This is a genomic window from Pseudomonas sp. DW-iso17, assembly GCF_058725345.1.
This window is the reverse complement of sequence record NZ_JBZXEA010000046.1, coordinates 1-26330: the sequence shown is the minus strand read 5'-3', so window position 1 is coordinate 26330 and position 26330 is coordinate 1. Positions and strand designations below refer to the sequence as shown.

Sequence of the window (26330 nt, the reverse complement as noted above, 5' to 3'; positions counted from 1 at the left end):
GATTCGGACAGGCTGGCGCTAGGCGATAAAATGTCAGATTGTGCGTCTCGCAGGCGATGGACTGCGTGGGGATGAGTACACTGGCGCCGTTGCACACTACGGGGCGCAGGACGTGCCTTGTCATGGTTCTATTCTGGAGAGTGAAAGAGATGCGTCAAAAAGGTTTTACCTTGATCGAGTTATTGATCGTCGTGGCAATCATCGGCATTTTGGCCACCATTGGCCTGCCCATGTACACCAAGCACCAGGCCAAGGCCAAGTTCACCGCGGGGTTGGCTGAAATCAGCGCGTTAAAGGCCGGCTATGAGGACGTCATCAACCAGGGCACCACGCCGACCCTTTCCCTCATCGGGGGCACCAGCCCTACCGCCAACTGCGCGATCGAGGTGACAGGCGATGTGGCCTCGGGCGCAGGCACCCTGCGTTGTGAAATCCTCGATGCACCCGCGCCCGTGCTCGGCAAGACCATCACCTTGACCCGCAGCGCCACCACCGGCTGGAACTGTGCCACCACGGTAGAGCCGCAGTACGCTGCCAAGGGCTGCGGCGCCAACGGCGCGTGACAGTCGCCGGGCGGTGAGCGAGCAAGTTGCTGCATGCCCAATGCAGTGCTAGCTTTAGCCCACCGCCCGTGTAGCTCAGCCGGTAGAGCAGCGCACTCGTAACGCGAAGGTCGCAGGTTCGATTCCTGTCTCGGGCACCACAGGCACCACTGTTTCAACGGCAATGTTTTCAGATGATCCCAGAATGGTTCTGAAGGCCAGGTGAGCCGGGCATTTGCGCCCGCTCTTTTGTAACTGCGCAACCTTGAAGACCCAGATGCATTCCCATTCCTCGATCTAAGAGAACAATATGACCACGACCGAAATGACCCAGGCCGCTCGGCACGAACAAGCACTCAAGCACTACCTTGAGGACACGCCGCAGCTTAAAGAAGAGATCAAGGACCTGAGTGCCGACGATCAGCGCGACCAGATTCAGTGGGCATTCGAAGATGAGGCCGAGAGTCAGGGCTACCAGCCTTGGGAGCTGACCCTCAAGTACACCTCGACACCACAAGAGTTCGAAGCTGCGCGGTTGGCCTTGCACAAAGAGGCGGCCGAGGTGCTGGGTGTCGATTGGGAAGAGTACTGCGAGATGAATAATCTTGTAGTTTAAAAGCAGCCTGTAGGAGCGAGCTTGCTCGCTCCTACAGTTACGGCATCTTTCAGATACTGAGGCGCATCGACAGGTCCACCGCCTTCACATCCTTGGTCATCGCACCGATGGAGATGTAGTCCACGCCGGTTTCAGCGATAGGCAGCAAGGTGGTTTCATTGATCCCGCCGCTGGCTTCCAGTTTGGCCTTGCCGGCGTTCAGGCGCACGGCTTCGCGCATGTCGTCCAGGCTCAGTTCATCCAGCATGATGATGTCGGCACCCGCCGACAGGGCTTCACGCAACTCCTCCAGGTTTTCCACTTCGATTTCCACGGGCTTGCCCGGCGCGATCTTGTGGGCGGCGGTGATTGCTTGGGCAATACCACCGCAGGCGGCGATGTGGTTTTCCTTGATCAGGAATGCGTCATACAGCCCGATGCGGTGGTTGTGGCAACCGCCGCAGGTCACCGCATACTTCTGCGCCAAACGCAGGCCGGGCAATGTCTTGCGGGTGTCCAGCAGCTTGACCTGGGTGCTGGCGACAAAGTCCGCCAAAAATTGCGCACGGGTGGCAACCCCTGACAGCAATTGCAGAAAATTCAACGCGCAACGTTCACCACTGAGCAGCGAGCGGGCAGGGCCCTCAAGGTGGAACAACGCCTGGTTGGGGCTCACCCGTTCACCGTCAGCCACCTGCCAGTGCACGGCAACCCGAGGGTCCAGTTGACGAAACACTGCGTCCACCCACGCCGTGCCGGCGATAACAGCCGCCTCACGGGTAATGATCGTGGCCTTGGCCAGCCGTTCGGCCGGGATCAACTGCGCGGTGATGTCACCACTGCCGATGTCTTCCAGCAGTGCGCGGCGCACGTTGGCTTCGATTTCGGCGGTGAGGTCGGCAAGACGGAGGTTCGGCATAACAGGCTCCACAAACAAAGTGCCTCGATTATAGGGCCAGCGTGCGTTCTAACCCAGGCTCGCCACTCATTTACCGCACAAAGTCAGAGTGTGCTGGCGCAACTGCCCTCGTTTGCAAGATAATCTCGCGCCTTGCAATTGGCGTCATAGCTTTGACGTCTTGGTGGTGATCGGGTATTTGCAGTGCCTGCCGGGCCTGCGCTCCGTCTCTCCACCTCTCAAAACCGCCGTTTCAGGAGGCCAGGATGCACAATGACGGGAAGGTGGTGCCTATCAACAGGGCGCAGGCCACGCCATCGCCGCTCGCGCGCCTGCCGGTGGTGTTGCTGCAGGTGCGTGACAAGGCTGCGCAACAGCTGCAGCAAGGCTTGCAGGAACTGTTCGATAACGCCGACGACACCCTGTTCGAAATGGCCGAAAAGGCCCGTAGCACCGTCGACCATCATATTTTTTTCGAGGCCATGCGCGACCTGCGCCTCAAGCGCAAGAACTTCGAGCGCGTGTTCATGGAGCAGCTGTTCGTGGCGTTCGCCAACCTTGGCCAGGCCCGGTGCAGCGGGGCACACCTGGTGCCGGTGGTGTCTTATGAGGAGGTCCCCGGCACCGGCGCCGATGACGTGGAAAAAGCCGTGGCCCTGGAGGCGATGCTCGGTCGGGTGCATCACCGTGATGGTTTGGCGCTGGGGCAGTTGAACGCGCGCGTAAGTGCATTGCTCGGCAGGCGCCTGGACGATCCTGAAAACCCATTGGGCCCGGCGCGGTTGTGCGAGTTTTTCCTGCAAGCAGGGCGCAGCCTGGGGGTGGAAATCCGCGTCAAGCTGGTCATGCTCAAGCTATTTGAGAAATACGTGCTCAGTGACGCAGACTTGTTGTATGGCGAGGCCAACCAATTACTGATCGCCACTGGCGTATTGCCGGAACTCAAGGCGCTCCCATCCCGTCGAGCCGGCGGACGTGCGGCCCGGGAGCACCAGCATTGCACCGGCCAGGCGATGGCCGACCCGCCGCTGGATAAAAGCGGCCAGCAAGCGTTCAGTGCCTTGCAGAAGTTGCTGGTAGCCGTGCGTGGCAGCGTGGCCCCGACCCTTGAAGCCAGCGCCGAACCGCAACCTGTTGTCAGCCGCGATCTGCTGCGTCTGCTGTCGCATCTGCAGCAATATGTACCGGAGCCGGAGTGCGAGGACGATTTCGACCTGCGCAACCAGCTGGAACAGCTGCTCACCCGGGTCAGTGTCAAAAGTGGCAAGTCGCGGGTGTTAGAAGAAGCAGACGAAGATGTGATCAATCTGGTCGCCATGCTGTTCGAGTTCATGCTCGATGACAGCAGTGTGCCGGACGCTTTCAAGGCGCTGATCGCTCGCTTGCAGATCCCGCTGCTGAAAGTGGCGGTGCTGGACAAAAGTCTGTTCAGTTGCGCGGAGCATCCCGCGCGGCGCTTGCTCAATGATATCGCGAGCGCCGTCATCGGCTGGAGTTCGCCCCATGACCACACACGGGACAACCTCTACCTGTGTATCGAGCAACTCGTACAGCGCTTGCTGAATGAGTTCGTCGAAGACCCGACGATTTTCTCCCATTTACTCACCACCTTCAGCGAATTCATAGCCCAAGAGCGCAAGCGCAGCGAACGCCTTGAGCGATATACCCGTGACGTCGAGCAAGAGCATCTGCATATCAAGGTGGCGCGCCAGCGTGTGGCGCACGTGCTCAATCGACGGCTCGTGGGCGAAACCTTGCCGCAATCGGTGCTGCAATTTGTACAGCAGGCCTGGAGCCAGGTGCTGTTAGTGGCCGTTCTCAAGCACGGTGAACACTCGCTGCAGTGGCAGACGGCGCTGCGCACCCTGGATGAATTGGTCTGGAGCGTCGGCCTGCGTGAAGACACCGAAGCGGGCCGGCGTTTGCTCGAGCAATTACCCGGGCTGCTCAAGGCATTGCGTAGTGGGTTGGCCGATGCGGCGTTCGATCCTTTCAGTACCCGCGAGTTCTTCCTGCGGTTGCAGGCCATGCATGTTGAGCCGCTCGACAGTGAGGCGCTGGTTGAAGTCCGTGAGCCTTTTGCCCTGTGGGCTGGCCCGCCGGCTGCCGACGAACCACTGCCCCCTGATGACCCCGACCTGCTCAAGGCCCAGCAGTTGCGCGTCGGTGACTGGGTAGCGTTGCTGCAAAATGAAGCCGGTAACCTGCGCTGCAAGTTGACCGCAATCATGCCGCCCGCCGATACCTATATTTTTGTCAGCCGAGCGGGTCTTAAGGTGCTGGAGAAAAGCGCGGGCCAGTTAGCCTTGGCGTTCAAGCAGGGCGCCCTGCATACCTTGAATGATGGCCCGCTGTTCGAACGTGCACTGGCCGCCGTGGTGGGCGACCTGCGGCAACTCAATCGCGGCAAGTGATCGCAACCGCAGGGTGGAACGCGGCATACTGGTCACACCTCGTCTCACTCAAGGAGCCTGTATGCAGTTGGACCCCGCCAGCGGTTGGTGCCAGGGCATTCGTCATTGCCCTTCGCCCAACTTCAACGAGCGCCCTGAAGGCGAAATCTCGCTGTTGGTGGTGCATAACATCAGTTTGCCTCCGGCGCAGTTCAACACCGGTAAGGTGCAGGAGTTTTTCCAGAACCGCCTGGATATCTCAGAACATCCCTACTTTGAAGGGATTGCCAGCCTACGGGTGTCTGCGCATTTTCTGATTGAACGTGACGGCACTGTGACGCAATTTGTTTCGTGCCGTGACCGGGCCTGGCATGCCGGTATTTCCGTCTTTGAGGGGCGCGAGATCTGCAACGATTTTTCTCTGGGAATCGAGCTGGAAGGTACGGATGACCTACCGTTCACCGATGCCCAGTATGCGGCGTTGATCGACCTGGCACGCCAACTGTTGGCCGCTTACCCCGCGATCACCCATCAACGTATTTGTGGTCACAGCGACATCGCTCCGGGTCGCAAGACCGACCCGGGCCCCGCTTTTGATTGGATGCGCTTTCGCAGCGCCCTGCAGGATGGAGGACACGAACGATGAGTTTCCTGGTGTTGGTGCTGGCGGTATGGATCGAGAAGTTCTCGGCCTTGCGCCTGCGGTTGCAGCGTGACGGTGGATGGCTGCGTGAGCTGGCCAAGCTGGAATCGAGCCCGCGCATGGGCAAGCGGCCCTGGTTGATCCTGCTGGTATTGGTGCTGCTGCCGGTGGCGTTGCTGGCGTTGCTGTTGCTGGTCCTGGAGCCAGTGGCCTATGGCCTGTTGGCATTGCCGGTGCACTTGCTGGTGGTGATCTACAGCCTGGGCCGTGGCGATCTATTGGCCGGGCTGGGGCCGTTTCGGGATGCCTGGCGGCGCGGTGACCTGCAAGCGGCCGAGCATGTGGCCGAACGCGACCTCAAGCTTGGCGCCGACAGTGGCGAGCAACTGCTGGGGCGTGTTCAGGGCTACCTGCTGTGGCAGGCGTATCAAAGCTTTTTCGCGGTGATTTTCTGGTATTTCCTGCTGGGCCCGGTGGCCGCCCTGGCGTACCGCCTGTTGGCGCTGGCCAGCGAAAACAGCCAGAACCCCTTGGTGGCCGAGCGCGCCACGCAATTGCGCCACGCGTTTGACTGGTTGCCGGTACGCCTCCTGGCGGCCAGCTTTGCCTTGGTGGGCAATTTCGTCGGGGTCAGCCGGGTGATGCTCCACGAACTGCTGAGCTGGGACATCAGCGCTGCCCAACTGATGGAAAAAGTCGGCCTGGCCGCCGCGGAAATTCCTCCCCCCGTGGTGGGGGCCGATGGCATCAACAGCCTGGATCGCCTGTGGGAGCTGCTGCTACGTGCGGCAGTGCTGTGGTATGCCGGGTTTGCCATCTGGACGGTGTTGCCCTGAGTAATAGCGGCGGGGTGCATCCATCACTCCCGCCGTTAACCTTACGTTACAAAACTCCCTTTCGAATTGAGCTATACAGATAGAGCGCCAAATAGTGGCTATCTGCCGTCGCCCTGCGCCTCAATAAAAATAAAAGAAGGGGAGGTCACCTGTGAAGAGCTTGCTTTATCCCGCCGTCGCGCTGATGAACCGCCTGAGCTTCGGCATGAAGTTCAGCCTGATCAGCGTGCTGTTCCTGCTGCCGATGCTGGCGACCAACTATTACCTGGTGCGCGACTCGTGGCGCGAATACCAGGGCACCCGCGTCGAACTGCAAAGCCTTGACCTGCTCGGCAGCAGTCTGGCGTTGCGTCGGGAGTTGGAAACCCTCAACAACCAGGTACAGATCAACGCCACCCTCGGCCAGTCAGGCAAAGCGGCAGACCTGGAGGCCAGGATCAGCGCCTTGGAAGCCAGTGTAGTGGAGCGCTTGCAGGGCTTGCACGCGATCGCGACCCAGCCCGAGCACGTTGCCGTCTTCGACAGTAAGCGCGATGAGTTGATCGCTGCGTTCAAGGCTCAGCAACAGGAAACCTCGTTGCTCAACAAAGCAGCGTTGATCGGCAAGTTACTCAACCAGGCCCAGATGTTCAGCCAGATTATTGCCAGCCAGGCCGGCTTGAACCGTGATCCGCAAAGTGATCTGCGCCAGCTCAGCGACCTGGTCACCACCGTCACCCCTCAGGTCACCCAGGTCTTGGGTGAAGGCCGTGCGATGGGCGCGTACTCCCTGGGGCAGGGCTTTATCAATTCGTCCTCCAGTACCCGTTTTGACGAACTGCTGCAGCAGTTGGAAAAACTCCATGGTGAATATGGCCTGAAGCTGCAGGACGCGCTCGGCGCCAGCAAGGCCGCGCACGCCGCCCTCGAGGTGTCGGCGCAAGCCAGCCAGGCGAGCCTCAAGCAAGGCAGTGAGTTTTTCGAAGAGCAGGTGGTGATGGCCGAAACCCTCGACGCGCCTTGGCAGGGGTTTTATGACGGCGTCAGCCAACTAATGGCCAAGACCTATCAATTGGATGACGCCACCCTGGCGTTCCTCGGGCAGCAGTTGCAGCAGCGCCTGGCGCAGAACCGTCTGCACATGGTGTTGCTGGTCACGGCCCTGGCGACGGTGTTTGCGCTGATTTTCTATCTCTATGCCGGTTTCTTTGTTTCCACTCGCACCACCTTGCGCCGCCTGGGGGCGATGATGGACAAAGTGGCGACGGGCGATATGACCGTCACTTTCGTTGCGCAAAGCCGTGACGAATTGGGCGACCTGGGCCAGGTGTTCAATGGCACCGTGGCCAAGATTCATGACCTGATCGAGCGCGTTGGGCATACGGTCAGCCAGGTGGAGTTGCAGGCCGGCCAGGTGCAGGCGGTGTCGGCACAGAGTAACCAGGCGGTGTCCGGCCAGCGCAGCCAGATCGAACAAGTAGCGACCGCGATGAACCAGATGTCCGCCACCGCCCAAGAGGTGGCGCGCAGCGCGGCGGCGGCGGTCAGCAGTGCCCAGAGCGTCAATGATGAAACGGTCAGCGGGCGTGCGCTGGTGCAATCCCAGCAAGGCGGCATCGCACGCCTGGCGGCGGAGATAGACGATTCGGTGCGGGTGATCAACCAGCTGGCAGCCGACAGCCAGTCCATCAGCAGCGTTTTGGAAGTGATCAAGAGCATTGCCGAGCAGACCAACCTGCTGGCGCTCAACGCGGCCATCGAAGCCGCGCGCGCCGGTGACCAAGGGCGCGGGTTTGCGGTGGTGGCCGACGAAGTGCGCACTCTGGCTCGGCGCACCCAGCACTCAACCGAGGAAATCGAGCAGATGATCAGCCGCTTGCACAGCGGCGTCGGCGCGGCGGTGAAGGCCATGGGCAGCAGCCATGAGATGGCGAATGGCACGGTGGGGCAGTCGGAAAAAGTCCAGCAAGCCCTGGAAAATATCCTGGGAGCGGTAGGGATGATCGTCGACCAGAACCAGCAGATCGCCGCCGCCGTGGAACAGCAAACGGCGGTCGCCCACGACATCGACCAGAACATTGTCGAAATCAACCGTGCTGGCGAGCATGCAGCGCAAGGCGCCCAGCACACGGAAGCGGCCAGTCGGCAGTTGGCAATCCAGGTGGTTGAGTTGAAGCAATTGATTGGTGCGTTTCGGGTGTAGGGAGGTTCTGAAGGATGTAGCTACCGACCCTGTGGCCGATGTCTTGATTTGCCTGGGCGTGTTTTATCGCGACGTGAATAGGTGAAAATTTATTTCATCCGTCACGGTCACGAGGAGACACGACGATGGCCGCTGCAATCGGTATCAAAGGGCATTGCGCCCAGTGCGACATGACGTTTGAACTCAAGCCTTGGCAACTGAATGCCATTGCCATTGATGTGCCTTTTGACTGTACGTATTGCCACTCGGGGTTGCAGTTGGGGTGCGCCAAGCAGTTGCGGCAGTTCAGGGCCCTGGACCAATGGGCGCTGGTGCGGCCGAGCATGATCATGCTGACATGCGCGACCTTGCTGGTGGCCTTGTTCGCTGAATGGTTGGGGCTGCTCAGTGTGATCGGGCAACTGAACGTTTCGCTGGTCGCCGTGCTGATCCATTTGCTGGTGGTGCGCTATGCCCGGCATCGACAGACAATGATCTTGAAGTTGCAGGTGATCAGTCCGCTACCAGTTGAACAGCTCGCACGCATTGCGTGTGCTCGTCTCAGCGAGCGATAGAGGGCTGATACCCATGCGCTCGGCCAGGGCCGTGCAGATATCTGGCAGATGCTGCGGGCTATTGCGCTGGTTGGGGTACATGGCCGGAGCCATATCCGGCGCATCGGTTTCCAGCACCACGGCGTCGAGAGGCAACTGGGCCAGTACCCGGTGCATGCGCAGCGCCTGGGGCCAGGTGGCCGCGCCGCCCAGGCCCAGTTTGAACCCCAGCTTGATGTACTCGCGCGCCTCTTCAGCGCTGCCAGCGAACGCGTGGATGATGCCGCCTCTGGGCACGCGGATGCGCTTGAGGGTGGCAATCACGGCGGCGTGGCTGCGGCGAACGTGGAGCAAGGCCGGCAGTTGGAAATCCACCGCGAGTTTCAGTTGGGCTTCAAATAACTGTTGCTGGCGCTGGTGGTCCAACTGTTCGAGAAAGTAATCCAGGCCAATTTCGCCCACGGCGCACAGTTGCCGGTGGCCATGCAGGCGCGTCAACCAGTCGCCCAGCTCCAGCAGGTCGGCGGGGCGATGCTCCTCGAGATACACCGGGTGCAAGCCGAAGGCGGCGAACAAGCCTTCGTCCTGTTGCACCAAGTCCCACAGCCGCTGCCAGTTTTTCTGGTACACCCCCAGCACCACCAGGCGCCGCACGCCGAGTTCACGGCTGTGGGCAAGGACGTGCGAGCGATCCTGGTCGAAGTCCTCGAAGTCCAGGTGCGTGTGGGTGTCGATCAGCTCCACGCTCAGGCCTCGTGGATACGCTGCTTGAAAGTCCGGCCAATCGCATGCACGCCGGGTTGGTACTGTTCTTCTTCAATGGCGGCCAGGGCCAGGCGCAGGGCGGTCTCGGCAATCAATTGATGTTGCTGGGCCATGGCGTTGACCGGCAGCGGGAGGAAATCCAGCAACTGGGTATCGCCGAAGGTGCCCAGGCGCAGGGGACGTGACTTGAGGGGGAAGTCATGCAGCGCATCAAACACGCCTTGCAGCAGTACGTAGGAGGTGGTTACCAGCGCGTCCGGCAAATGCCCCAGGCGTTGCAGCAGTTGCTCCATCAGCTCTCGGCCGCAGTCACGACTGAAGGCTTCGCCCTGTTCGATAATCACTTCGCCCGTAAAGCCTTGCAGCGCATCACGGAAACCGGCGGTACGTGCCTGGCTGATGCTCAGCTCGGGCCGCGCGCCAATCAGTGCGATCTGCTTGGGCAACGGTTGCAGCAGGCTGCTGGTGAGTTGCCTGCAGGCCTGGTGGTCGTCGCTGACCACGGAGCAGAACTGGTTCGGCTCCATCTCCCGGTCGATGGCAATCACCGGCAGCCCCTTGGCCTGCAGCTCGCGATAGCTGTCATCGCTGGCTGGCAGGCAACTGGCGACGAACAACGCATCGCAACGCCGCGCCCGGAACAGTTGCAGCAGTTGGCGTTCGCTGTCCGCTTCATCATCGGAGCTGGCGATCAGCAACTGATAGCCCCGCGCCCGTGCTCCTTGTTCCAGCAGTTTGGCGATGCGTGCGTAGCTGGGGTTTTCCAGGTCTGGCAGGATGAACCCCAAGGTTCGCGTATGCCGGCTGCGCAGCCCGGCGGCTTGAGGGTTGGGGGTAAAGCCATGGGCTTGGACCACGGCACGCACACGCTCAACGGTGGCGTTGCTGATGCGCTGCTGTTCGGCCTTGCCGTTGATGACATAGCTGGCGGTGGTAACGGACACACCGGCCAGACGTGCGATATCACTGAGTTTCAAACCGGGATTTCCTTGTTTTTTGGCGCTCGCCCCGACATTTTGTCCAATCGTAACCGATTCCAGCATTCGACCAATGTCCCACAGCAAGCGCCGAGTGGCCCTTCAAGCTTGCGCAATTAACGCGTAATCTGCCATAAATTCTAGATTAAACGTTTCAGCAAGCGTATTTTTACGATGTTCGCCACTGAGTGACCACTGCCAATTGACCGCTCAGTCAGTTAATTTCGAACTTATTTACCTACAACAATACCTAGTGCGCCCGTCGCACTAACTAGGAGAACGGCATGCTTGAGCTCACTGTAGAGCAGATATCCATGGGCCAGGTGGCTGTGGATAAATCTGCTGCCTTGCACCTGCTCGCTGACAAACTGGTGGCCGATGGCCTGGTTGCCGAAGGTTATCTCAGTGGCCTGCAAGCCCGTGAAGCCCAAGGCTCGACCTTTCTCGGCCAAGGCATCGCTATTCCCCACGGCACGCCAGAAACCCGCGACCAGGTGTTTTCCACTGGTGTGCGCCTGCTGCAGTTCCCCGAAGGGGTGGACTGGGGCGATGGCCAGATCGTCTACCTGGCGATTGGCATCGCGGCTAAATCCGATGAACACCTGCGCCTGTTGCAACTGCTCACCCGTGCCCTCGGCGAAACCGACCTGGGCCAGGCGTTGCGCCGTGCCGGCAGCGCCGAAGCGCTGTTGAAACTGTTGCAAGGCGCGCCCCAGGAACTGGCGCTGGATGCGCAGATGATCAGCCTGGGCGTGTCGGCCGATGATTTTGAAGAGTTGGTGTGGCGCGGTGCGCGCCTGCTGCGCCAGGCCGACTGCGTGAGCAATGGCTTTGCAGCTGTATTGCAGCAGGTCGACGCGCTGCCCCTGGGCGATGGCCTGTGGTGGTTGCACAGCGAGCAGACGGTCAAGCGTCCGGGCCTGGCCTTTGTGACGCCGGACAAACCCATGCGTTACCTCGGCCAGCCCCTGCACGGCCTGTTCTGCCTGGCGAGCCTCGGTGAAGCGCACCAGACCCTGCTTGAACGCCTGTGTGCCTTGCTCATTGAAGGGCGCGGCGAGGAGTTGGGGCGCGCCACCAGCAGCCGCGCGGTGCTGGAAGTGCTGGGCGGTGAACTGCCGCCGGACTGGCCCATCGCCCGTATTACCCTGGCCAACGCCCACGGCCTGCACGCGCGCCCGGCCAAGATCCTGGCGCAATTGGCGAAAAGTTTTGATGGCGATATCCGCGTGCGCATCGTCGATGGCGCGGTGGGCGCCGTGTCGGTCAAAAGCCTGAGCAAGTTGCTCAGCCTCGGCGCACGTCGTGGTCAGGTGCTGGAGTTCGTGGCCGAGCCGACGGTGGCCGGCGATGCACTGCCCGCCCTCTTGGCCGCCGTGCAAGAGGGCCTTGGCGAAGAGGTCGAGCCCTTGCCCACCGTGAGCGCACAGCCAGCACAGGTCGATATCGAAGCGGTGCTCAGCGCGCCACTGAGCGGTAGCCAACTCCAGGCCATTGCCGCCGCACCGGGTATCGCCATCGGCCCGGCCCATATCCAGGTGCCGCAAGTGTTCGATTACCCGTTGCGCGGTGAGTCCGCCGCCGCCGAACGCCAGCGTCTGCACACGGCCTTGAGCGAGGTGCGCACGGATATCCAGGGCTTGATCGAGCGTAGCCAGGCCAAGGCCATCCGCGAGATTTTCATCACGCACCAGGAAATGCTCGACGACCCGGAACTCACCGACGAAGTCGACACCCGCCTCAAGCAAGGCGAAAGCGCCGAAGCCGCCTGGATGAGCGTGATCGAAGCCGCCGCCAAACAGCAGGAAGCCTTGCAGGATGCCTTGCTGGCCGAGCGTGCTGCCGACTTGCGCGACATCGGCCGCCGCGTGCTGGCCCAGTTGTGCGGCGTCCAAAGCGTGCAGGAACCGAGCGAGCCCTACATCCTGGTGATGGAAGAAGTCGGCCCTTCGGACGTGGCGCGCCTGGACCCGGCCCGCGTTGCCGGCATTCTCACCGCCCGGGGCGGCGCCACCGCTCACAGCGCCATTGTCGCCCGCGCTTTGGGCATTCCGGCCTTGGTCGGCGCTGGCGCTGCGGTGTTATTGCTCAACGCGGGCACGCCGCTGTTGCTCGATGGCCAGCGCGGCCGCCTGCATGTGGACCCCGACGCCGCCACCCTGCAACGGGCCACCGTGGAGCGCGACAGCCGCGAGCAGCGCTTGCAAGCCGCTTCGGCCCAACGCCATGAACCGGCGCTGACCCGCGACGGACACGCCGTGGAAGTATTCGCCAACATTGGCGAAAGCGCCGGGGTGGCCAGTGCCGTGGAGCAGGGCGCCGAAGGCATTGGCCTGCTGCGCACCGAACTGATTTTCATGGCCCACCCCCAGGCGCCAGACGAGGCCACCCAGGAGGCCGAATACCGTCGCGTACTCGACGGCCTCAATGGTCGCCCGTTGGTGGTGCGCACCCTGGATGTGGGCGGCGACAAGCCTTTGCCCTATTGGCCGATCGCCGAAGAGGAAAACCCCTTCCTGGGTGTGCGCGGCATTCGCCTGACGTTGCAACGCCCGCAGATCATGGAAGCGCAACTGCGGGCGCTGCTGCGTGCTGCGGATAACCGCCCGCTGCGCATCATGTTCCCCATGGTCGGCAGCGTGGATGAGTGGCGCGCCGCCCGGGACATGACCGAACGCCTGCGCCTGGAGATCCCGGTGGCGGACCTGCAACTGGGGATCATGATCGAAGTGCCCTCAGCCGCGTTGTTGGCGCCGGTCCTCGCCAAGGAAGTCGACTTCTTCAGCGTCGGCACCAACGACCTGACCCAATACACCCTGGCCATCGACCGCGGCCACCCGACCCTGTCGGCCCAGGCCGATGGCTTGCATCCGGCAGTCCTGCAACTGATCGACATCACCGTGCGCGCCGCCCATGCCCACGGCAAATGGGTAGGTGTGTGCGGCGAGTTGGCGGCGGACCCGCTGGCGGTGCCGGTGCTGGTCGGCCTGGGCGTGGATGAGTTGAGCGTGTCGGCCCGCAGCATTCCTGAAGTGAAGGCGCGGGTGCGTGAATTCAGTCTGAGCGAGGCCCAGGGCCTGGCGCAACAAGCACTGGCAGTGGGTTCGCCCGCCGAAGTGCGTGCCCTAGTGGAGGCCGTGTAGATGGCAAATATTCTGACCCTGACGCTGAACCCGGCGTTGGACCTCACGGTACGTCTGGCGCACCTGCAACCCGGTGAGGTCAATCGCAGTGAAGCGATGCTCACCCACGCGGCCGGCAAAGGCGTGAATGTGGCGCAAGTGCTGGCGGACCTGGGCCATTACGTCAGCGTGGGCGGGTTCCTCGGCAGTGCCAACCCCCAGGCTTTCAATGCGCTGATCAAGCGCCGTGGGTTTGGCGATGCCTTCATCCGGGTTCCCGGCGAAACCCGGAGCAATATCAAGATTGCCGAACAGGATGGGCGTGTCACCGACATCAATGCACCGGGGCCGCTGGTGACTGAAGAGGCGCTAAAAGCGCTGCTCAAGATGGTCGCGATCATTGGCCCGGAGTTCGATGCGGTCGTGGTGGCCGGTAGCTTGCCGCGCGGCGTCAGCCCGCAGTGGTTTAAAGGTTTGCTGGAGGCGTTGAAAGACCTCGGTTTAAAAATCGCCCTGGACACCAGCGGCGAAGCGCTGCGCCTGGGGTTGGAGGTTGGCCCGTGGCTGGTCAAACCCAATACCGAAGAGTTGGCCGAGGCCTTGGGTAACGCCACCGATGCCATCAGCCGCCTGCATCAGCAAGGCGTCGAACATGTGGTGGTCTCCGACGGGGCCGCAGGTGTGACCTGGTACCGCCCGGGTGCGGCGCTGCATGCCACGCCGCCCAAGGTGGCAGTGGCCAGTACCGTGGGTGCCGGCGACTCGCTGCTAGCCGGGATGCTCCACGGTTTGCTCAGTGGCGACACGCCGGAGCACACCCTGCGCCGGGCCACGGCGATTGCCGCGATGGCGGTGACACAGATCGGTTTTGGCATCAGCGATGACGCGCAGTTGGCGCATCTCGAAAGCGGCGTCGAAGTACGCACGCTGACAGAACAATAAGAGGGTTTGTGATGAAGTTAGCCATTGTTACCGCCTGCCCGAACGGCATGGTCACCAGTGTGCTGTGCGCCCGCTTGTTGGACGCCGCCGCCCAGCGCATGGGCTTGCACACCAGTGTTGAAGTCGTCGATGTGCAGCGTCCGGAGCGCCAGTTGTCCCAGGCGACGATTGATGATGCCGAGTGGGTGCTGTTGGTCAGCAGTACCCCGGTGGATATGCAGCGGTTTGTCGGCAAGCGTGTGTTCCAGAGCACGCCGGCCCAGGCGTTGGCGGATGTCGAAGGCGTACTGCGCCGGGGCGCCGAAGAAGCCCAGGTGTATGTCGCCGACGCCGCCCCGGTGGCGGCCAAGGCTGCGCCGCGTATCGTCGCGATTACCGCGTGCCCCACCGGTGTGGCCCACACGTTCATGGCCGCCGAAGCCTTGCAGCAGACTGCTCAGCGCCTGGGTTATGACCTGCAGGTCGAAACCCAGGGCTCGGTGGGCGCTCGCACCCCGTTGAGCTCGCAAGCGATTGCCGATGCCGATGTGGTGTTGCTCGCGGCCGATATCGAAGTGGCCACCGAGCGTTTCGCCGGCAAGAAGATTTACCGCTGTGGCACCGGCATTGCCCTCAAGCAATCCGAAGCCATCCTCAACAAAGCCCTGGCCGAAGGCGCGGTGGAAAGCGCGGCCGGCGGTGCACCGGCCAAGGCGGAGAAAACCGGCGTCTACAAACACCTGCTCACCGGCGTGTCGTATATGTTGCCGATGGTGGTGGCGGGGGGCTTGCTGATCGCCTTGTCGTTTGTCTTCGGCATCCATGCTTTCGAGCAGCCCGGCACCTTGGCGGCGGCGCTCAAATCCGTGGGTGACCAGGCGTTCCTGTTGATGGTGCCGCTGCTGGCGGGCTACATCGCCTACTCGATTGCCGACCGTCCTGGCCTTGCGCCCGGCATGATCGGCGGGCTGCTGGCGGGGACGCTGGGGGCTGGGTTTATCGGCGGCATCCTGGCCGGTTTCGTCGCCGGATATTGCGTCAAGCTGATCAGCCGCACGGTGCAACTGCCTCAGAGCCTGGAAGCGCTCAAGCCGATCCTGATCATCCCGTTATTGGCGAGCCTGTTTACCGGCTTGGTGATGATCTACCTGGTGGGCCCACCGGTCGCCCGCTTGCTCACGGGCCTGACGGACTTCCTCAGCACCATGGGCACCACCAACGCGGTGCTCCTGGGCATTCTGCTCGGCGGCATGATGTGTGTGGATTTGGGCGGGCCGATCAACAAGGCGGCCTATGCGTTCTCGGTTGGCCTGCTGGCCGCGTCGAGCGGCGCGCCGATGGCCGCGACCATGGCCGCCGGCATGGTGCCGCCGATTGGCATGGGCATCGCCACGTTGCTGGCCCGGCGCAAGTTCGCCCAGACCGAGCGCGAGGCCGGCAAGGCGGCGATGATCCTGGGGCTGTGCTTTATCTCTGAAGGCGCGATTCCCTTCGCCGCCAAAGACCCGCTGCGCGTCATTCCGGCCAGCATCGCCGGTGGCGCGTTGACCGGTGCGCTGTCGATGTACTTCGGCTGCAAACTCGCCGCGCCCCATGGCGGGTTGTTTGTGCTGGTGATTCCGAATGCGATGAACCATGCGTTGTTGTACTTGTTGGCGATTGTGGCGGGCAGTGTGTTGACCGGTTTGGTGTATGCCGTGCTCAAGCGACCGGAAGCGGCCGAACTGGCCGTGACTGCCTGACACTGGCAGAAAATGTGGGAGCTGGCTTGCCTGCGATAGCCTCGACGGGGTTTGCCTGATACACCGAGGTGTTTGCATCGCAGGCAAGCCAGCTCCCACAGGTGAACTCGACCGTTCTGCTAATCGGTGTCACATCCGCTTCATCCCATCATGCTTTAGTGGCCCTTTTGATACTCAAGAGGGCACCTGCATGAGCCACTTCGATCTCGGTCGCCGCCGTGTGATGCAAGCCGTGGGCGCTGGCCTGTTGTTGCCGGGCCTGGCGCCGGCGGTGATCGCTTCGGTGAAGGACCGACCCCAACTCACTGACGGCGTGCAATCGGGCGACCTGCAGGGCGATCGCGCAATGATCTGGAGCCGCAGTGACCGCCCGGCGAAGATGGTGGTGGAGTGGGATACCCGCAGCGTGTTCAGCAACCCGCGCCGATTCGTCTCGCCCCTGGCCGACAGCCGCACCGACTTTACCGCCCGTGTCGAGCTCACCGGGCTGCCGGTCGACCAGGCGATTTTCTACCGCGTGCATTTCGAAGACGCCCAGACCGGCATTGCCAGTGAACCCTGGTTCGGCCACTTGCGTAGCGTGCCGCAACAGCGGCGTGACATCCGTTTTGTGTGGAGCGGCGACACTGTCGGCCAAGGCTTCGGCATCAACCCGGACATCGGTGGCATGCGCATCTATGAAGCCATGCGCCTGCGCCTGCCGGACTTTTTTATCCACAGCGGCGACACCATCTATGCCGACGGCCCGGTCCCCGCGCAGCTCACCACTGAAGGCGGGCGCATCTGGCGCAACATTACCACCGAAGCCAAAAGCAAAGTCGCGGAAACCCTCGATGAATATCGCGGTAATTACCGCTACAACCTGCTGGATGAAAACGTGCGCCGCTTCAATGCCGAGGTACCGCAGATCTGGCAGTGGGACGATCACGAGGTGATCAACAACTGGTCATCGAGCAAGCAGTTGGATGAGCGTTACCAGACCCGCGACATCAATACCTTGGTGGGCCGTGCCCGCCAGGCCTGGCTGGAATATTCACCCATGCGCCGACAGAGCGCCGACGGTGGCGGGCGCATTTATCGCAAGCTCAGTTATGGGCCGCTGCTGGATGTGTTTGTGTTGGATATGCGCAGCTATCGTGGGCCGAATGATGACAACCTGGGCGCGGAAAAACCCTTCCTCGGGCGGGAACAGTTGGACTGGCTCAAACGCGGGCTCAAGGCCTCGCAAGCGCAGTGGAAGGTGGTCGCCGCCGACATGCCCATCGGTCTGGGCGTGCCCGACGGTGAAGTCAGCCCCGGCGTGGCGCGTTGGGAAGCGATCGCCAATGGCGACCCTGGCCCGGCGCAAGGGCGTGAGCTGGAGATCGCCGAACTGCTGGGGTTCCTGCATGAGCATAAGGTGCGCAACCACGTGTGGCTGACGGCCGATGTGCATTACTGTGCAGCGCATCACTATCACCCTGACCGTGCGACGTTCCAGGATTTCGAGCCGTTCTGGGAGTTTGTGGCAGGGCCGTTGAATGCTGGGAGTTTCGGGCCCAACCCACTGGATAAAACCTTTGGCCCGCACGTGGTGTTCCAGAAGGCGCCACCGGCGCAGAATACCTCGCCGTTTGCGGGCTTTCAGTTTTTTGGTGAAGTGCAGATAGATGGGCAGACGGCGGAGTTGACGGTGATGCTACGGGACTTGGACGGGGTTTCCGTGTTCGAGCAAAAACTGCAACCGGCCTGATCGGAATGCAGCCAAAACTGTGGGAGCTGGCTTGCCTGCGATAGCGATCTGTCAGTGAAAAAATCTTTCACTGATAGGCCGCCATCGCAGGCAAGCCAGCTCCCACCTTTGATCTTCTTTGTTTCTCGGGTCAGTAGACATCCCGACGATAGCGGCCCTGTTCGATCAGGCGCTCCAGCGCCTCCTTGCCCAAGATGTCTGCCAGTGCCTGATCCACCCCCGTCGCCATCCCCTGCAAGCTGCCACACACATAAATCGCCGCGCCATCCGCCAGCCATTTGCGCAGCACATCCGCTGACTCGCGCAGGCGATCCTGTACGTAGACCTTCTCCTCTTGATCGCGGGAAAATGCCAGGTCCAGCAGGGCCAGGTCTCCACTGGCGAGCCAGCCTTGCAGTTCGTCCTGGCACAGGTAGTCGTGGGCGATATTGCGCTCGCCGAACAGCAGCCAGTTTCGCTGCTGGCCGCCGGCAATACGCGCCTTGAGCAAGCTACGCAGGCCCGCCAGGCCGGTGCCGTTGCCCAGCAGAATCAGTGGCACAGGCGCGTCGGGCAAATGGAAGCCGCTGTTGCGCCGCAGGCGCAGGCTGATGGCCGAGCCGAGGGCGGCGTGTTCAGTCAGCCAGCCGGAGCCAAGCCCCAGGCTGCCGTCGGGGTGGCGCTCCTGGCGCACAATCAGCTCCAGCACGCCGTCGCTGGCAATCGAGGCGATGGAGTATTCGCGCATGCCCAGGGGGACCAGCGCGTCCACCAACGCCTGGGCGTGCAGGCCGACCAGGTGCGTGCGGTTGTCCGGCAGTTGGCGCGTGGCCAGGGCCTGATCAAGGGTGTGGGCCACGCCGTCGATCACCACACCGTCGCTGCCGACCAAGCCCAGGCCGGCCAGGAAGTGTTCGATGGCCCAGGGGCAATTGCGCGGCAGGACTTCCACCAGGTCGCCGGCCAGCCAGCTGTGTGCAGACGTGGATGTGAGGCCCAGCAGGTAGACGGGCGAGCCGACACTGTCGGGGTTGAGCAGGGTGCGTTGGCTCAGGGTCCAGTTTTCGTACTGGGCCGTCGGCCAGGCCGCTGCCGGCGCATGCCCGGTGAGCTGGCCCAGTTGCTGTTGCCAGGTGTGCAGGGCCACTGCGTCGCCGCTGTCGACTTCCACCGGGGCAAACAGCGGGGTGCCGCCCTGGTTGGTCAGCCAGAAATGCAGGCGCCGGGCAAAGCCGCAAAAATGTTCGTACTGCCGGTCACCCAGGGCCAGCACCGAGTAGTTCAAGCCTGTGAGGGGCAGCGAATGGCCGAGCACGCTGCGCTCGAAACCTCGGGCGCTGTCGGGGGCTTCGCCGTCGCCAAAGGTACTGACCACAAACAGCGCGTTCTGTGATTGGCTGAGGTCGTCGCGGCTGACACTGCCCAAAGGCTGCACCTTCACCGCCAGGCCCGCAGCCTGCAGTTGCCCGGCCGTTTGCCAGGCCAGTTGTTCGGCAAAGCCGCTCTGGCTGGCGAAGCCGATCAGCCAGGCCGGGGCATTGCTGTGGTTATCTGTCAAACCTTTGCGGGCATCGCGGACCTGGCGCTTTTTGCGGCGTCGGTCGAGGTACAGCAGCCAGCCCGTGATGAAAAACAGCGGCATAAGCAGTGAGCTGACGGTGAGGACGATGCGCCCGACCAGGCCGAAATAGCTGCCGGTGTGCAGCGCATACACACTGGTCAGCAACTGCGCCTTGAGGCTTTTGCTGGCGTAGCGCTCGTGGGATTTGACCTCGCCGGTGGCCGGGTCCAGGTTGATCTGGTTCAGGGCACGGTCATGGGGCGATGAAGTGAGCAGGTAATACACGGTGGCCGGTTGCCCGGCGACCGCGGGCATCCGAATGTTGTAGGCGCTCAAGTCGGGGCCGGCGTTGCTGTAGATGCTGCTCCAGATTGCGTCATAGTTGGCCACCGGAGCCGGGCCTGCGGGAGCCGGGCCGCGCTTGCGCATGCGTTCGTTCTGCGGCGCGTCGGACAGCAGTTTGGTCACGCCACGGTTGTACCAGTCGTAGGACCAGTACAGCCCTGTCAGTGCCGCCAGCAGATAAAACAACAGGCACCAGGTGCCGAATACCGAGTGCAGGTCCCAATTGAAGCTGCGGCCCTTTTTGCGCCAGTCCAGGGTCAGCCAGACGCGCCAGCTTTTCACCTGGCGCGGCCAGCGCAGGTACAGGCCGGAGAGGCAGAAAAACAGCAGGATCAGGGTGCAGGCGCCGGTGATATTGCGCCCGGTATCGCCGATGGCGAGGAAGCGGTGCAATTGCAGGATAAAACCGAACAGGTCCTGGCCGACCGCGTCACCCATGTAGTCGCCGGTGTACGGGTCAAAGTAGCGCATCTGGCCACGGCGCTCGCCCGGTGGCGGGGTGAAGGACACGCGGCCGGCGTTGCCGCTTTCACTTTCTACCCACAGCATGGCCACGGTCTTGCCTTCGGCCGCTTCCAGCTTGCGTACCAGCTCGGCGGGCGGCAGTACACCGGCCTCGCGTTTCTGCACGCTCAACACGGTGGGGTTGAGCGCCCGCAGGATCTCGTCCTGAAACGAGTACGCGGCCCCGGTGACCCCCATCAAGGCCAGCACCAGCCCGGCCGTGATGCCGAAGAACCAATGCAACTGGAACAGGGTTTTCTTCAACACGTCGGAGCGCCTCGCTTAGCTGGATATCTGATCACGGCGCGCATTATGCCGTGAGTTGCCTGGGAACACGCAAAAGCCCCACGCATCCGATGTGTGGGGCTTCTGGCTGGAACTTTACCGCTTTTAGAAGTGGAAGCTGGTGGTCAACAACGCCGTACGCCCGGCCGCTTGGTTGGCGAAATGCGTGGAGAAGGCCTTGTCGTAGTAGGTTTTGTCGGTCAGGTTCTGCACGTTCAGTTGCAGGTCGACGTTCTTGGTCAGCTTGTAGCTGGCCATGGCGTCGTAGCGGGTGTAGGAGGGTACATACACTGTGTTGCCGACATCGCCGTAAACCTCATCGACGTAGAAGGCGCCGCCGCCGACGGTCAGCTTGGGCGTGATCTCGTAGGTGGTCCACAGGCTGAAGGAGTTCTTCGGCGTGTTGGGCATCTGATTGCCTTTGTTGGAGCCCGCACTCACGACACCGTTACGCCCGTTGAGGCCGGATTTGACCAGTTCGCTGTCCAGATAGCTGTAGCCCGCAAACACCTGCCATTGTTCGGTGATTTTGCCGCTGGCGGACAACTCGATGCCGTCGACCTGAGATTCACCGGCGTTCTGGTAGGTGAGTGCATCCACCAGGATGCGGGTGTTTTTCTTCTCGGTGCGGAACACGGCTGCGGTCAGGGACAGGCGGTCGTGGAACAGGTCCCATTTGGTGCCCAGTTCGTAGTTGACGGTTTCTTCTGGCTGCAAGTCGCTGGTGGCAGCACCGGCAGACAGCGGGTTGCCGTCGGAACCTTCGCCTATCAGGCCACCGGCTGGCGTGGCCGATGTGGCGTACGAGGCGTAGATGCTGCCGTTCTCCACCGGCTTCCAGACAAGGCCGGCCTGCCAGTTAAAGAACTGACTGTCGTCCTTGATCTTGCTGCGGGCTTTTACCGTCGCGCTCGGCACTGCGTTGGTGTTGGCTTCGGTGTCAAAGGTGTCGTAGCGCAGGCCCACGTTCAGCAGCCATTTCGGATCGAGCTCGATGGTATCGAACACGTACGCGGCGCGGCTGGTGGCTTTGGTGTTGGTGCCCATATAGTTGCGCGCAATGCTGCCGTTCCAGGCGTCGTCCGGGTTCGGGTTGCTCAGCGACGTGCACTGGCCGCCCAGGCTGCCCTTGGCCGTTGTGCACACCGGGTTGGCGTTAGGGCTGACGGTGTAGCCGCTGACACGGGTTTCTTCACCGGTGAACTCCAGGCCAGTAGAGTAAGTGTGCTTGAAGCCCAGGGCCTGGAAGCTGCCAAACAGGTCAGTCTGGTTGGTGGTTGTGGTCGTGGTGGAGACACGGCTGTTGGCGCGACGCCAGACGGTGCCGTAGCGGTTGACGTTGAACTTGCTGTCATCCGGCTGGGTGAGCACATAGTCCTGGCCGGTGCTGCCGTGGCGCAGGGTGTTCTTGAGCGTCATGTTGTCGTTCAGGTCGTGCTCGATGGAGAACGTGCTGATGTCGGCGCGGGTCTTGCGGAAGTCACGGCTTTTCAAACCGTAGAAGTTGTTGCTGTCGTCGCCGTCGTTGGGTTTGTCATGCGCGTGGGCCGTGGCGGTCGCTGAGCCATAGCCATACGGAATCCCCGAATCCGGCAGGTCGTCACTTTCCATGTGGTAGTAGCTGAGGTTGACGCGGGTCGGCGTGCCCAGGCCAAACGTCAGCGACGGGGCTACACCCCAACGGTCGTAGTTCACCGCATCGCGGCCAGCCACGTTTTGTTCATGGCTCATCAGGTTCAGGCGGAATGCCGCGCTGTCGTCCAGGAACTGGCGGTTCACGTCGAGCACATAGCGGCGGGTCTGGTCGGAGCCGTAGGTAAAGCCGCCGTTGGTGAAGTCCCGCGCTTGTGGGGTCTTGCTCACCAGGTTGAGGCTGCCACCGGCCGAGCCACGGCCGCCGAACGAAGAGTTCGGGCCTTTGCTGACTTCGATGGACTCGATGTCGAAGATCTCGCGGCTCTGGCCGCCGGTATCGCGTACGCCATCGAGGTAGGTATCGCCCTGGGCATCAAAACCACGGATGAACGGACGGTCGCCCTGAGGGTTGCCACCTTCACCGGCACCGAAGGTGATACCCGGTACGGTGCGCAAGGCGTCCTGCAACGAGGTGGCGGCGGTGTCCTTGAGGACTTGTTGCGGCACCACGGTGACCGAGCGCGGCGTGTCCACCAGCGGCGCGGTGTACTTCTGCGACGAGGCTTTCTCCACCTGGTAGGAGGTGTTGTCCTGCTCCTGGCCGGTGATGTTGGTGGCGCCGAGGGAGATAGGGTTGCGCTCGCCTGTTGGCTCGGTATTTTCAGCCGCCTGCGCCAGGTGGGCGGCGGAGCCGGCACTCAGGGCAACGCCAATGGCGGAGGCCAGCATGCGTGGTGAACTGGCCGGTATTTTTAGAATAGTGCGCGACATGACGTGTCCCTTCCCCAAGGATGTGAGGCCGCGGAATATAGGGCCAACAAGACTTTGTATCAATTGCGAGATATTGCTATTCGCATCAAATTTACATTCTTTACACTTTTTCTTTACGGATTTTGTGTTCTCGTTCGTCCTCGCGTTTTACAGGGCGGATAAGAATCAATACCATTGGCGCCTCTCTGATCGCAGGTATTGCCTCATGTTGCTGCACATTCCCGGCCTGTTCTCTCGCGAGGAGGTGCTGCGCATTCGCCAAGCCCTGGAAGAGACCGAATGGGCTGACGGCAAAATCACCGCCGGGCACCAGTCGGCCAAGGCCAAGCACAACCTGCAATTACCCGAAGGCCACCCCCTGGCCAAGGAAATCGGCGCGGCGATGTTGGAACGGTTGTGGAGCAACCCGCTGTTCATGTCGGCCGCGCTGCCGCATAAAGTCTTCCCGCCACTGCTCAACTGCTACACCGCTGGCGGCAGTTTCGACTTTCATATCGACAACGCGGTGCGCCAACCCAAAGGCAGCCATGAGCGCGTGCGCACCGACCTGTCGTCCACGCTGTTCTTCAGCGACCCCGACGACTACGACGGTGGGGAACTGGAGATCCAGGACACGTTCGGCCTGCAGCGGGTCAAGCTACCCGCCGGCGACATGGTGCTGTACCCCGGCTCCAGCCTGCACAAAGTCAACGCGGTGACCCGTGGCGCGCGTTATGCCTCGTTCTTCTGGACCCAAAGCCTGGTGCGCGAAGACAGCCAGCGCACCTTGCTGTTTGAAATGGACGGCGCGATCCAGCAACTGACCCGCGACGTGCCCGACCACCCTGCGCTGATCCAGCTCACCGGCACCTACCACAACCTGTTGCGCCGCTGGGTCGAGGTCTGAGCATGGGCTTTTTATTGCGCCGCGAAGAAGTGCTCAATGTCGAACAATTGCAGAGCATGCTCGATGACTCCCCGGTGCGCGCCGCCCAGGCCATTCTGATCGCGGCCAAGGCAGGCGTGGTCGATGCCCAGGCCCTGCTCGGGCAAATTCTGCTGGAAGGGCGCGGCATCGCACGCGATGAAGCATTGGCGCTGCGCTGGTTCCAGATTGCCGCGCAGGGCGGGCACCTGATGGCGCGCAATATGATCGGGCGTTGCCGCGAGCATGGCTGGGGCTGCGCTGTCGATGAAGCCGCCGCAGCACGGGAATATCGTCTGGCGGCACACGCCGGGTTGGATTGGGGGCAATACAACTACGCCAACCTCTTGGCTACCGGCCGTGGCGTTGTTGAAGACCAGGCGCAAGCACTGGCGCTGTATCGCCAGGCTGCCGAACAGGGCCATGCCAAGTCGATGAACCTGCTCGGGCGTTACCTGGAAGACGGGCAGCATTGCCCCAAGGATGTTGAGGCGGCCGTTGAGTGGTACCGCCGCTCAGCCGAGGCAGGTGATTTTCGTGGGCAGTTCAGCCATGCGGCGGTGCTGGCAGGCAGCGGCCAGGTCGACGCGGCGCTGGAGTGGTTGCACAAGGCGCTGGCAGGCGGGAATCTCAAGTTTCTGCAAACGGCACACAAGGCGCTGGCACGGGCGGATGACCCGCGAATTCGCGCCATGGCCGAGTTGTACCAGCAACGAGCTACGAGCTGATCGTTCCCACGCTCCGCGTGGGAATGCCGCCCTGGACGCTCCGCGTCCGCACTTGAGCGCGTAACGCAGAGCGTCACAGGAGGCGTTCCCACGCAGAGCGTGGGAACGATCGGGGGTGGGGTTAAACGTAGAAGGATTTCAGCGGCGGGAACCCATTGAACTCCACCGCGCTGTAGCTGGTGGTGTAGGCACCGGTCGACAACCAGTACAGACGATCACCAATGGCCAGGTTCAACGGCAGGCCGTACTTGTAGTTTTCGTACATGATATCGGCGCTGTCGCAGGTCGGGCCGGCGATGACCACTTCTTCCATCTCGCCTTTCTTCTCGGTCCAGATCGGGAACTTGATGGCTTCGTCCATGGTTTCGATCAGGCCGGAGAACTTGCCCACATCCGTGTACACCCAGCGCTCGACGGCGGTACGGGACTTGCGCGCCACCAGCACCACTTCGCTGACCAGGATACCGGCGTTGGCGATCAGCGAACGGCCAGGCTCCAGGATGATTTCCGGCAGGTCGTCACCGAAGTCTTCTTTAAGGAAACGGATGATTTCTTCGGCGTAGGTTTCCAGGCTGTTGGTGCGGGTGATGTAGTTGGCCGGGAAGCCGCCGCCCATGTTGATCAGCTTCAGGTGGATGCCGTCTTCTTCTTTGAGGCGTTCGAAGATCACCTTGACCTTGGCGATGGCTGCGTCCCACACGCTGATGTCGCGCTGTTGCGAGCCGACGTGGAACGAGATGCCGTAAGGCACCAGGCCCAGATCGCGGGCGAGGATCAGCAGGTCCATGGCCATGTCGGTCTGGCAGCCGAATTTACGCGACAATGGCCAGTCAGCAGTGGTCGAGCCTTCGGTGAGGATACGCACATACACTTTCGAACCCGGCGCGGCCTTGGCGATGTTGCGAAGGTCGGCTTCGGAGTCGGTGGAGAACAGACGCACGCCCTTCTCATAGAAGTAGCGGATGTCCTTGGATTTCTTGATGGTGTTGCCGTAGCTGATACGGTCGGCGCTGACGCCGCGGTCCATGACCTTGTCCAGCTCATAGATCGAGGCGATGTCGAAGCTCGAACCCTTGTCTTTCAACAGGTCGATGATCTCAACGGCCGGGTTGGCCTTGACGGCGTAATACACCTTGGCGAATTCGAAACCGGCGCGCAGGTCGTCGTAGGCCTGGCTGATCATCGCGGTGTCGATCACCACGAACGGGGTTTCTTGCTTGTCGGCGAACGCCTTCATTTTGTCAAAAGTGGCGCGCGCGAAATAATCTTCGACGTTGATCGACATGCTGGGAACTCCTAAGGGCAAACTAATTTGATCAATGGGTGCAAATGAACGTCCTCCGTATCCCCACTTTGGTTCGCCTACTTCCCAAGGCATGTCGCCGAAAGCAAAAAGGCCATGGGGTAAGCTGCCCTTGGCCTTGCTGTCTCGTCGTCAGTACTTGAGCCGGATGGATCGTTTCCAGCATGGACGTTCGGCGCGAACTTTAGGGCTTGGCGGGCGTGGGATCAACTAAAAATGTCGCGTTTTTGCACGCGTTCGTCGCGCGGCCGCGTGCAGCTACTTATGTAACCGACCGGTGTGACGGATTGATGTTCCCCGGATGGGGCCAATCAGATGGATTTGCGGTGTATTCATCGCAGGCAAGCCAGCTCCCACATTTGAACTGCATTCTTATGCTCAGCCCTTTCAAGGTCTTCTGTAAAATCCCCTGAAATTCATTCAGGGGGTACCTA

The 26330-nt window shown here is 61.8% G+C and carries 19 protein-coding genes, 1 tRNA gene and 1 pseudogene; 15 read left to right on the top strand and 6 right to left on the bottom strand.

Features of this window, described 5'->3' with window-relative positions; all coding sequences use genetic code 11:
* Window positions 1-149: 149 nt before the first annotated feature.
* The 3 genes from AC4PS6_RS25080 (at window position 150) to AC4PS6_RS25070 (ending at window position 1158) form a co-directional block, all read left to right on the top strand.
* Window positions 150-563 carry a pilin gene (locus tag AC4PS6_RS25080; protein ID WP_166406348.1) on the top strand — a complete coding sequence of 138 codons (414 nt, stop codon included), beginning with the start codon at window positions 150-152 and terminating at the stop codon, window positions 561-563.
* Between the two features lie 64 nt (window positions 564-627).
* Window positions 628-703: transfer RNA gene (locus AC4PS6_RS25075), tRNA-Thr, on the top strand.
* 149 nt (window positions 704-852) lie between these two features.
* A complete protein-coding gene (locus AC4PS6_RS25070) occupies window positions 853-1158 on the top strand; it encodes a DUF6388 family protein (RefSeq protein ID WP_014716875.1) in 306 nt (101 codons plus the stop codon).
* Window positions 1159-1207: 49 nt separating this feature from the next.
* On the opposite strand, the gene nadC is transcribed toward AC4PS6_RS25070, so the two are convergent.
* A complete protein-coding gene (gene nadC, locus AC4PS6_RS25065; protein ID WP_014716876.1) occupies window positions 1208-2056 on the bottom strand; it encodes a carboxylating nicotinate-nucleotide diphosphorylase in 849 nt (282 codons plus the stop codon).
* A gap of 245 nt (window positions 2057-2301) precedes the next feature.
* On the opposite strand from nadC, the gene AC4PS6_RS25060 reads away from it, so the two are divergent.
* The 6 genes and pseudogenes from AC4PS6_RS25060 (at window position 2302) to AC4PS6_RS25035 (ending at window position 8643) form a co-directional block, all read left to right on the top strand.
* Complete coding sequence (locus tag AC4PS6_RS25060; protein WP_103451984.1) at window positions 2302-4449, top strand: DUF1631 domain-containing protein; 2148 nt, start codon at window positions 2302-2304, stop codon at window positions 4447-4449.
* A gap of 61 nt (window positions 4450-4510) precedes the next feature.
* Complete coding sequence (ampD, locus tag AC4PS6_RS25055; protein ID WP_014716878.1) at window positions 4511-5074, top strand: 1,6-anhydro-N-acetylmuramyl-L-alanine amidase AmpD; 564 nt, start codon at window positions 4511-4513, stop codon at window positions 5072-5074.
* A complete protein-coding gene (ampE, locus tag AC4PS6_RS25050; protein WP_336827311.1) occupies window positions 5071-5907 on the top strand; it encodes a regulatory signaling modulator protein AmpE in 837 nt (278 codons plus the stop codon). The genes ampD and ampE overlap by 4 nt, the downstream gene beginning before the upstream one ends.
* A 184-nt stretch (window positions 5908-6091) precedes the next feature.
* Window positions 6092-7183, top strand: a pseudogene (locus AC4PS6_RS25045) (methyl-accepting chemotaxis protein); the annotation flags it as partial.
* On the top strand, window positions 7160-8089 hold the full coding sequence (locus tag AC4PS6_RS25040; protein WP_371101477.1) for a methyl-accepting chemotaxis protein: 930 nt from the start codon (window positions 7160-7162) through the stop codon (window positions 8087-8089). The pseudogene AC4PS6_RS25045 and the gene AC4PS6_RS25040, both read left to right, overlap by 24 nt.
* Before the next feature lie 125 nt (window positions 8090-8214).
* Complete coding sequence (locus tag AC4PS6_RS25035) at window positions 8215-8643, top strand: hypothetical protein (RefSeq protein WP_019816973.1); 429 nt, start codon at window positions 8215-8217, stop codon at window positions 8641-8643.
* Here the strand turns inward: AC4PS6_RS25035 and AC4PS6_RS25030 are convergent.
* Both AC4PS6_RS25030 and cra read right to left on the bottom strand, forming a co-directional pair.
* Window positions 8590-9366 carry a TatD family hydrolase gene (locus AC4PS6_RS25030; protein WP_020301289.1) on the bottom strand — a complete coding sequence of 259 codons (777 nt, stop codon included), beginning with the start codon at window positions 9364-9366 and terminating at the stop codon, window positions 8590-8592. The two genes, AC4PS6_RS25035 and AC4PS6_RS25030, sit on opposite strands and share 54 nt — an antisense overlap.
* A 2-nt stretch (window positions 9367-9368) precedes the next feature.
* Window positions 9369-10364 carry a catabolite repressor/activator gene (gene cra, locus AC4PS6_RS25025; RefSeq protein ID WP_014716882.1) on the bottom strand — a complete coding sequence of 332 codons (996 nt, stop codon included), beginning with the start codon at window positions 10362-10364 and terminating at the stop codon, window positions 9369-9371.
* Between the two features lie 284 nt (window positions 10365-10648).
* Here cra and ptsP point away from each other — a divergent pair, with 284 nt between their 5' ends.
* The 4 genes from ptsP to AC4PS6_RS25005 all read left to right on the top strand — a co-directional run bounded on the left by ptsP (window position 10649) and on the right by AC4PS6_RS25005 (window position 17881).
* Window positions 10649-13507 (top strand): phosphoenolpyruvate--protein phosphotransferase, encoded by a 2859-nt coding sequence (gene ptsP, locus AC4PS6_RS25020; RefSeq protein ID WP_336827313.1) that lies wholly within the window; start codon window positions 10649-10651, stop codon window positions 13505-13507.
* A complete protein-coding gene (gene pfkB / locus AC4PS6_RS25015) occupies window positions 13508-14428 on the top strand; it encodes a 1-phosphofructokinase (protein WP_014716884.1) in 921 nt (306 codons plus the stop codon).
* Between the two features lie 11 nt (window positions 14429-14439).
* On the top strand, window positions 14440-16149 hold the full coding sequence (locus tag AC4PS6_RS25010; RefSeq protein WP_073843081.1) for a PTS fructose-like transporter subunit IIB: 1710 nt from the start codon (window positions 14440-14442) through the stop codon (window positions 16147-16149).
* A 190-nt stretch (window positions 16150-16339) separates the two neighbouring features.
* A complete protein-coding gene (locus AC4PS6_RS25005) occupies window positions 16340-17881 on the top strand; it encodes an alkaline phosphatase D family protein (RefSeq protein ID WP_014716886.1) in 1542 nt (513 codons plus the stop codon).
* A 130-nt stretch (window positions 17882-18011) separates the two neighbouring features.
* On the opposite strand, the gene AC4PS6_RS25000 is transcribed toward AC4PS6_RS25005, so the two are convergent.
* Window positions 18012-20537, bottom strand: a complete 2526-nt coding sequence (locus tag AC4PS6_RS25000; RefSeq protein ID WP_492181056.1) for a PepSY domain-containing protein — start codon at window positions 20535-20537, stop codon at window positions 18012-18014.
* A gap of 123 nt (window positions 20538-20660) precedes the next feature.
* Complete coding sequence (locus AC4PS6_RS24995; RefSeq protein WP_492181055.1) at window positions 20661-22961, bottom strand: TonB-dependent receptor; 2301 nt, start codon at window positions 22959-22961, stop codon at window positions 20661-20663.
* 205 nt (window positions 22962-23166) lie between these two features.
* Here AC4PS6_RS24995 and AC4PS6_RS24990 point away from each other — a divergent pair, with 205 nt between their 5' ends.
* Both AC4PS6_RS24990 and AC4PS6_RS24985 read left to right on the top strand, forming a co-directional pair.
* Window positions 23167-23847 (top strand): Fe2+-dependent dioxygenase, encoded by a 681-nt coding sequence (locus AC4PS6_RS24990; RefSeq protein ID WP_003188464.1) that lies wholly within the window; start codon window positions 23167-23169, stop codon window positions 23845-23847.
* A gap of 2 nt (window positions 23848-23849) precedes the next feature.
* Complete coding sequence (locus tag AC4PS6_RS24985; protein ID WP_014716889.1) at window positions 23850-24593, top strand: tetratricopeptide repeat protein; 744 nt, start codon at window positions 23850-23852, stop codon at window positions 24591-24593.
* A 121-nt stretch (window positions 24594-24714) separates the two neighbouring features.
* Here AC4PS6_RS24985 and AC4PS6_RS24980 read toward each other — a convergent pair whose 3' ends face one another.
* A complete protein-coding gene (locus tag AC4PS6_RS24980) occupies window positions 24715-25878 on the bottom strand; it encodes a type III PLP-dependent enzyme (protein ID WP_014716890.1) in 1164 nt (387 codons plus the stop codon).
* Window positions 25879-26330: the final 452 nt, after the last annotated feature.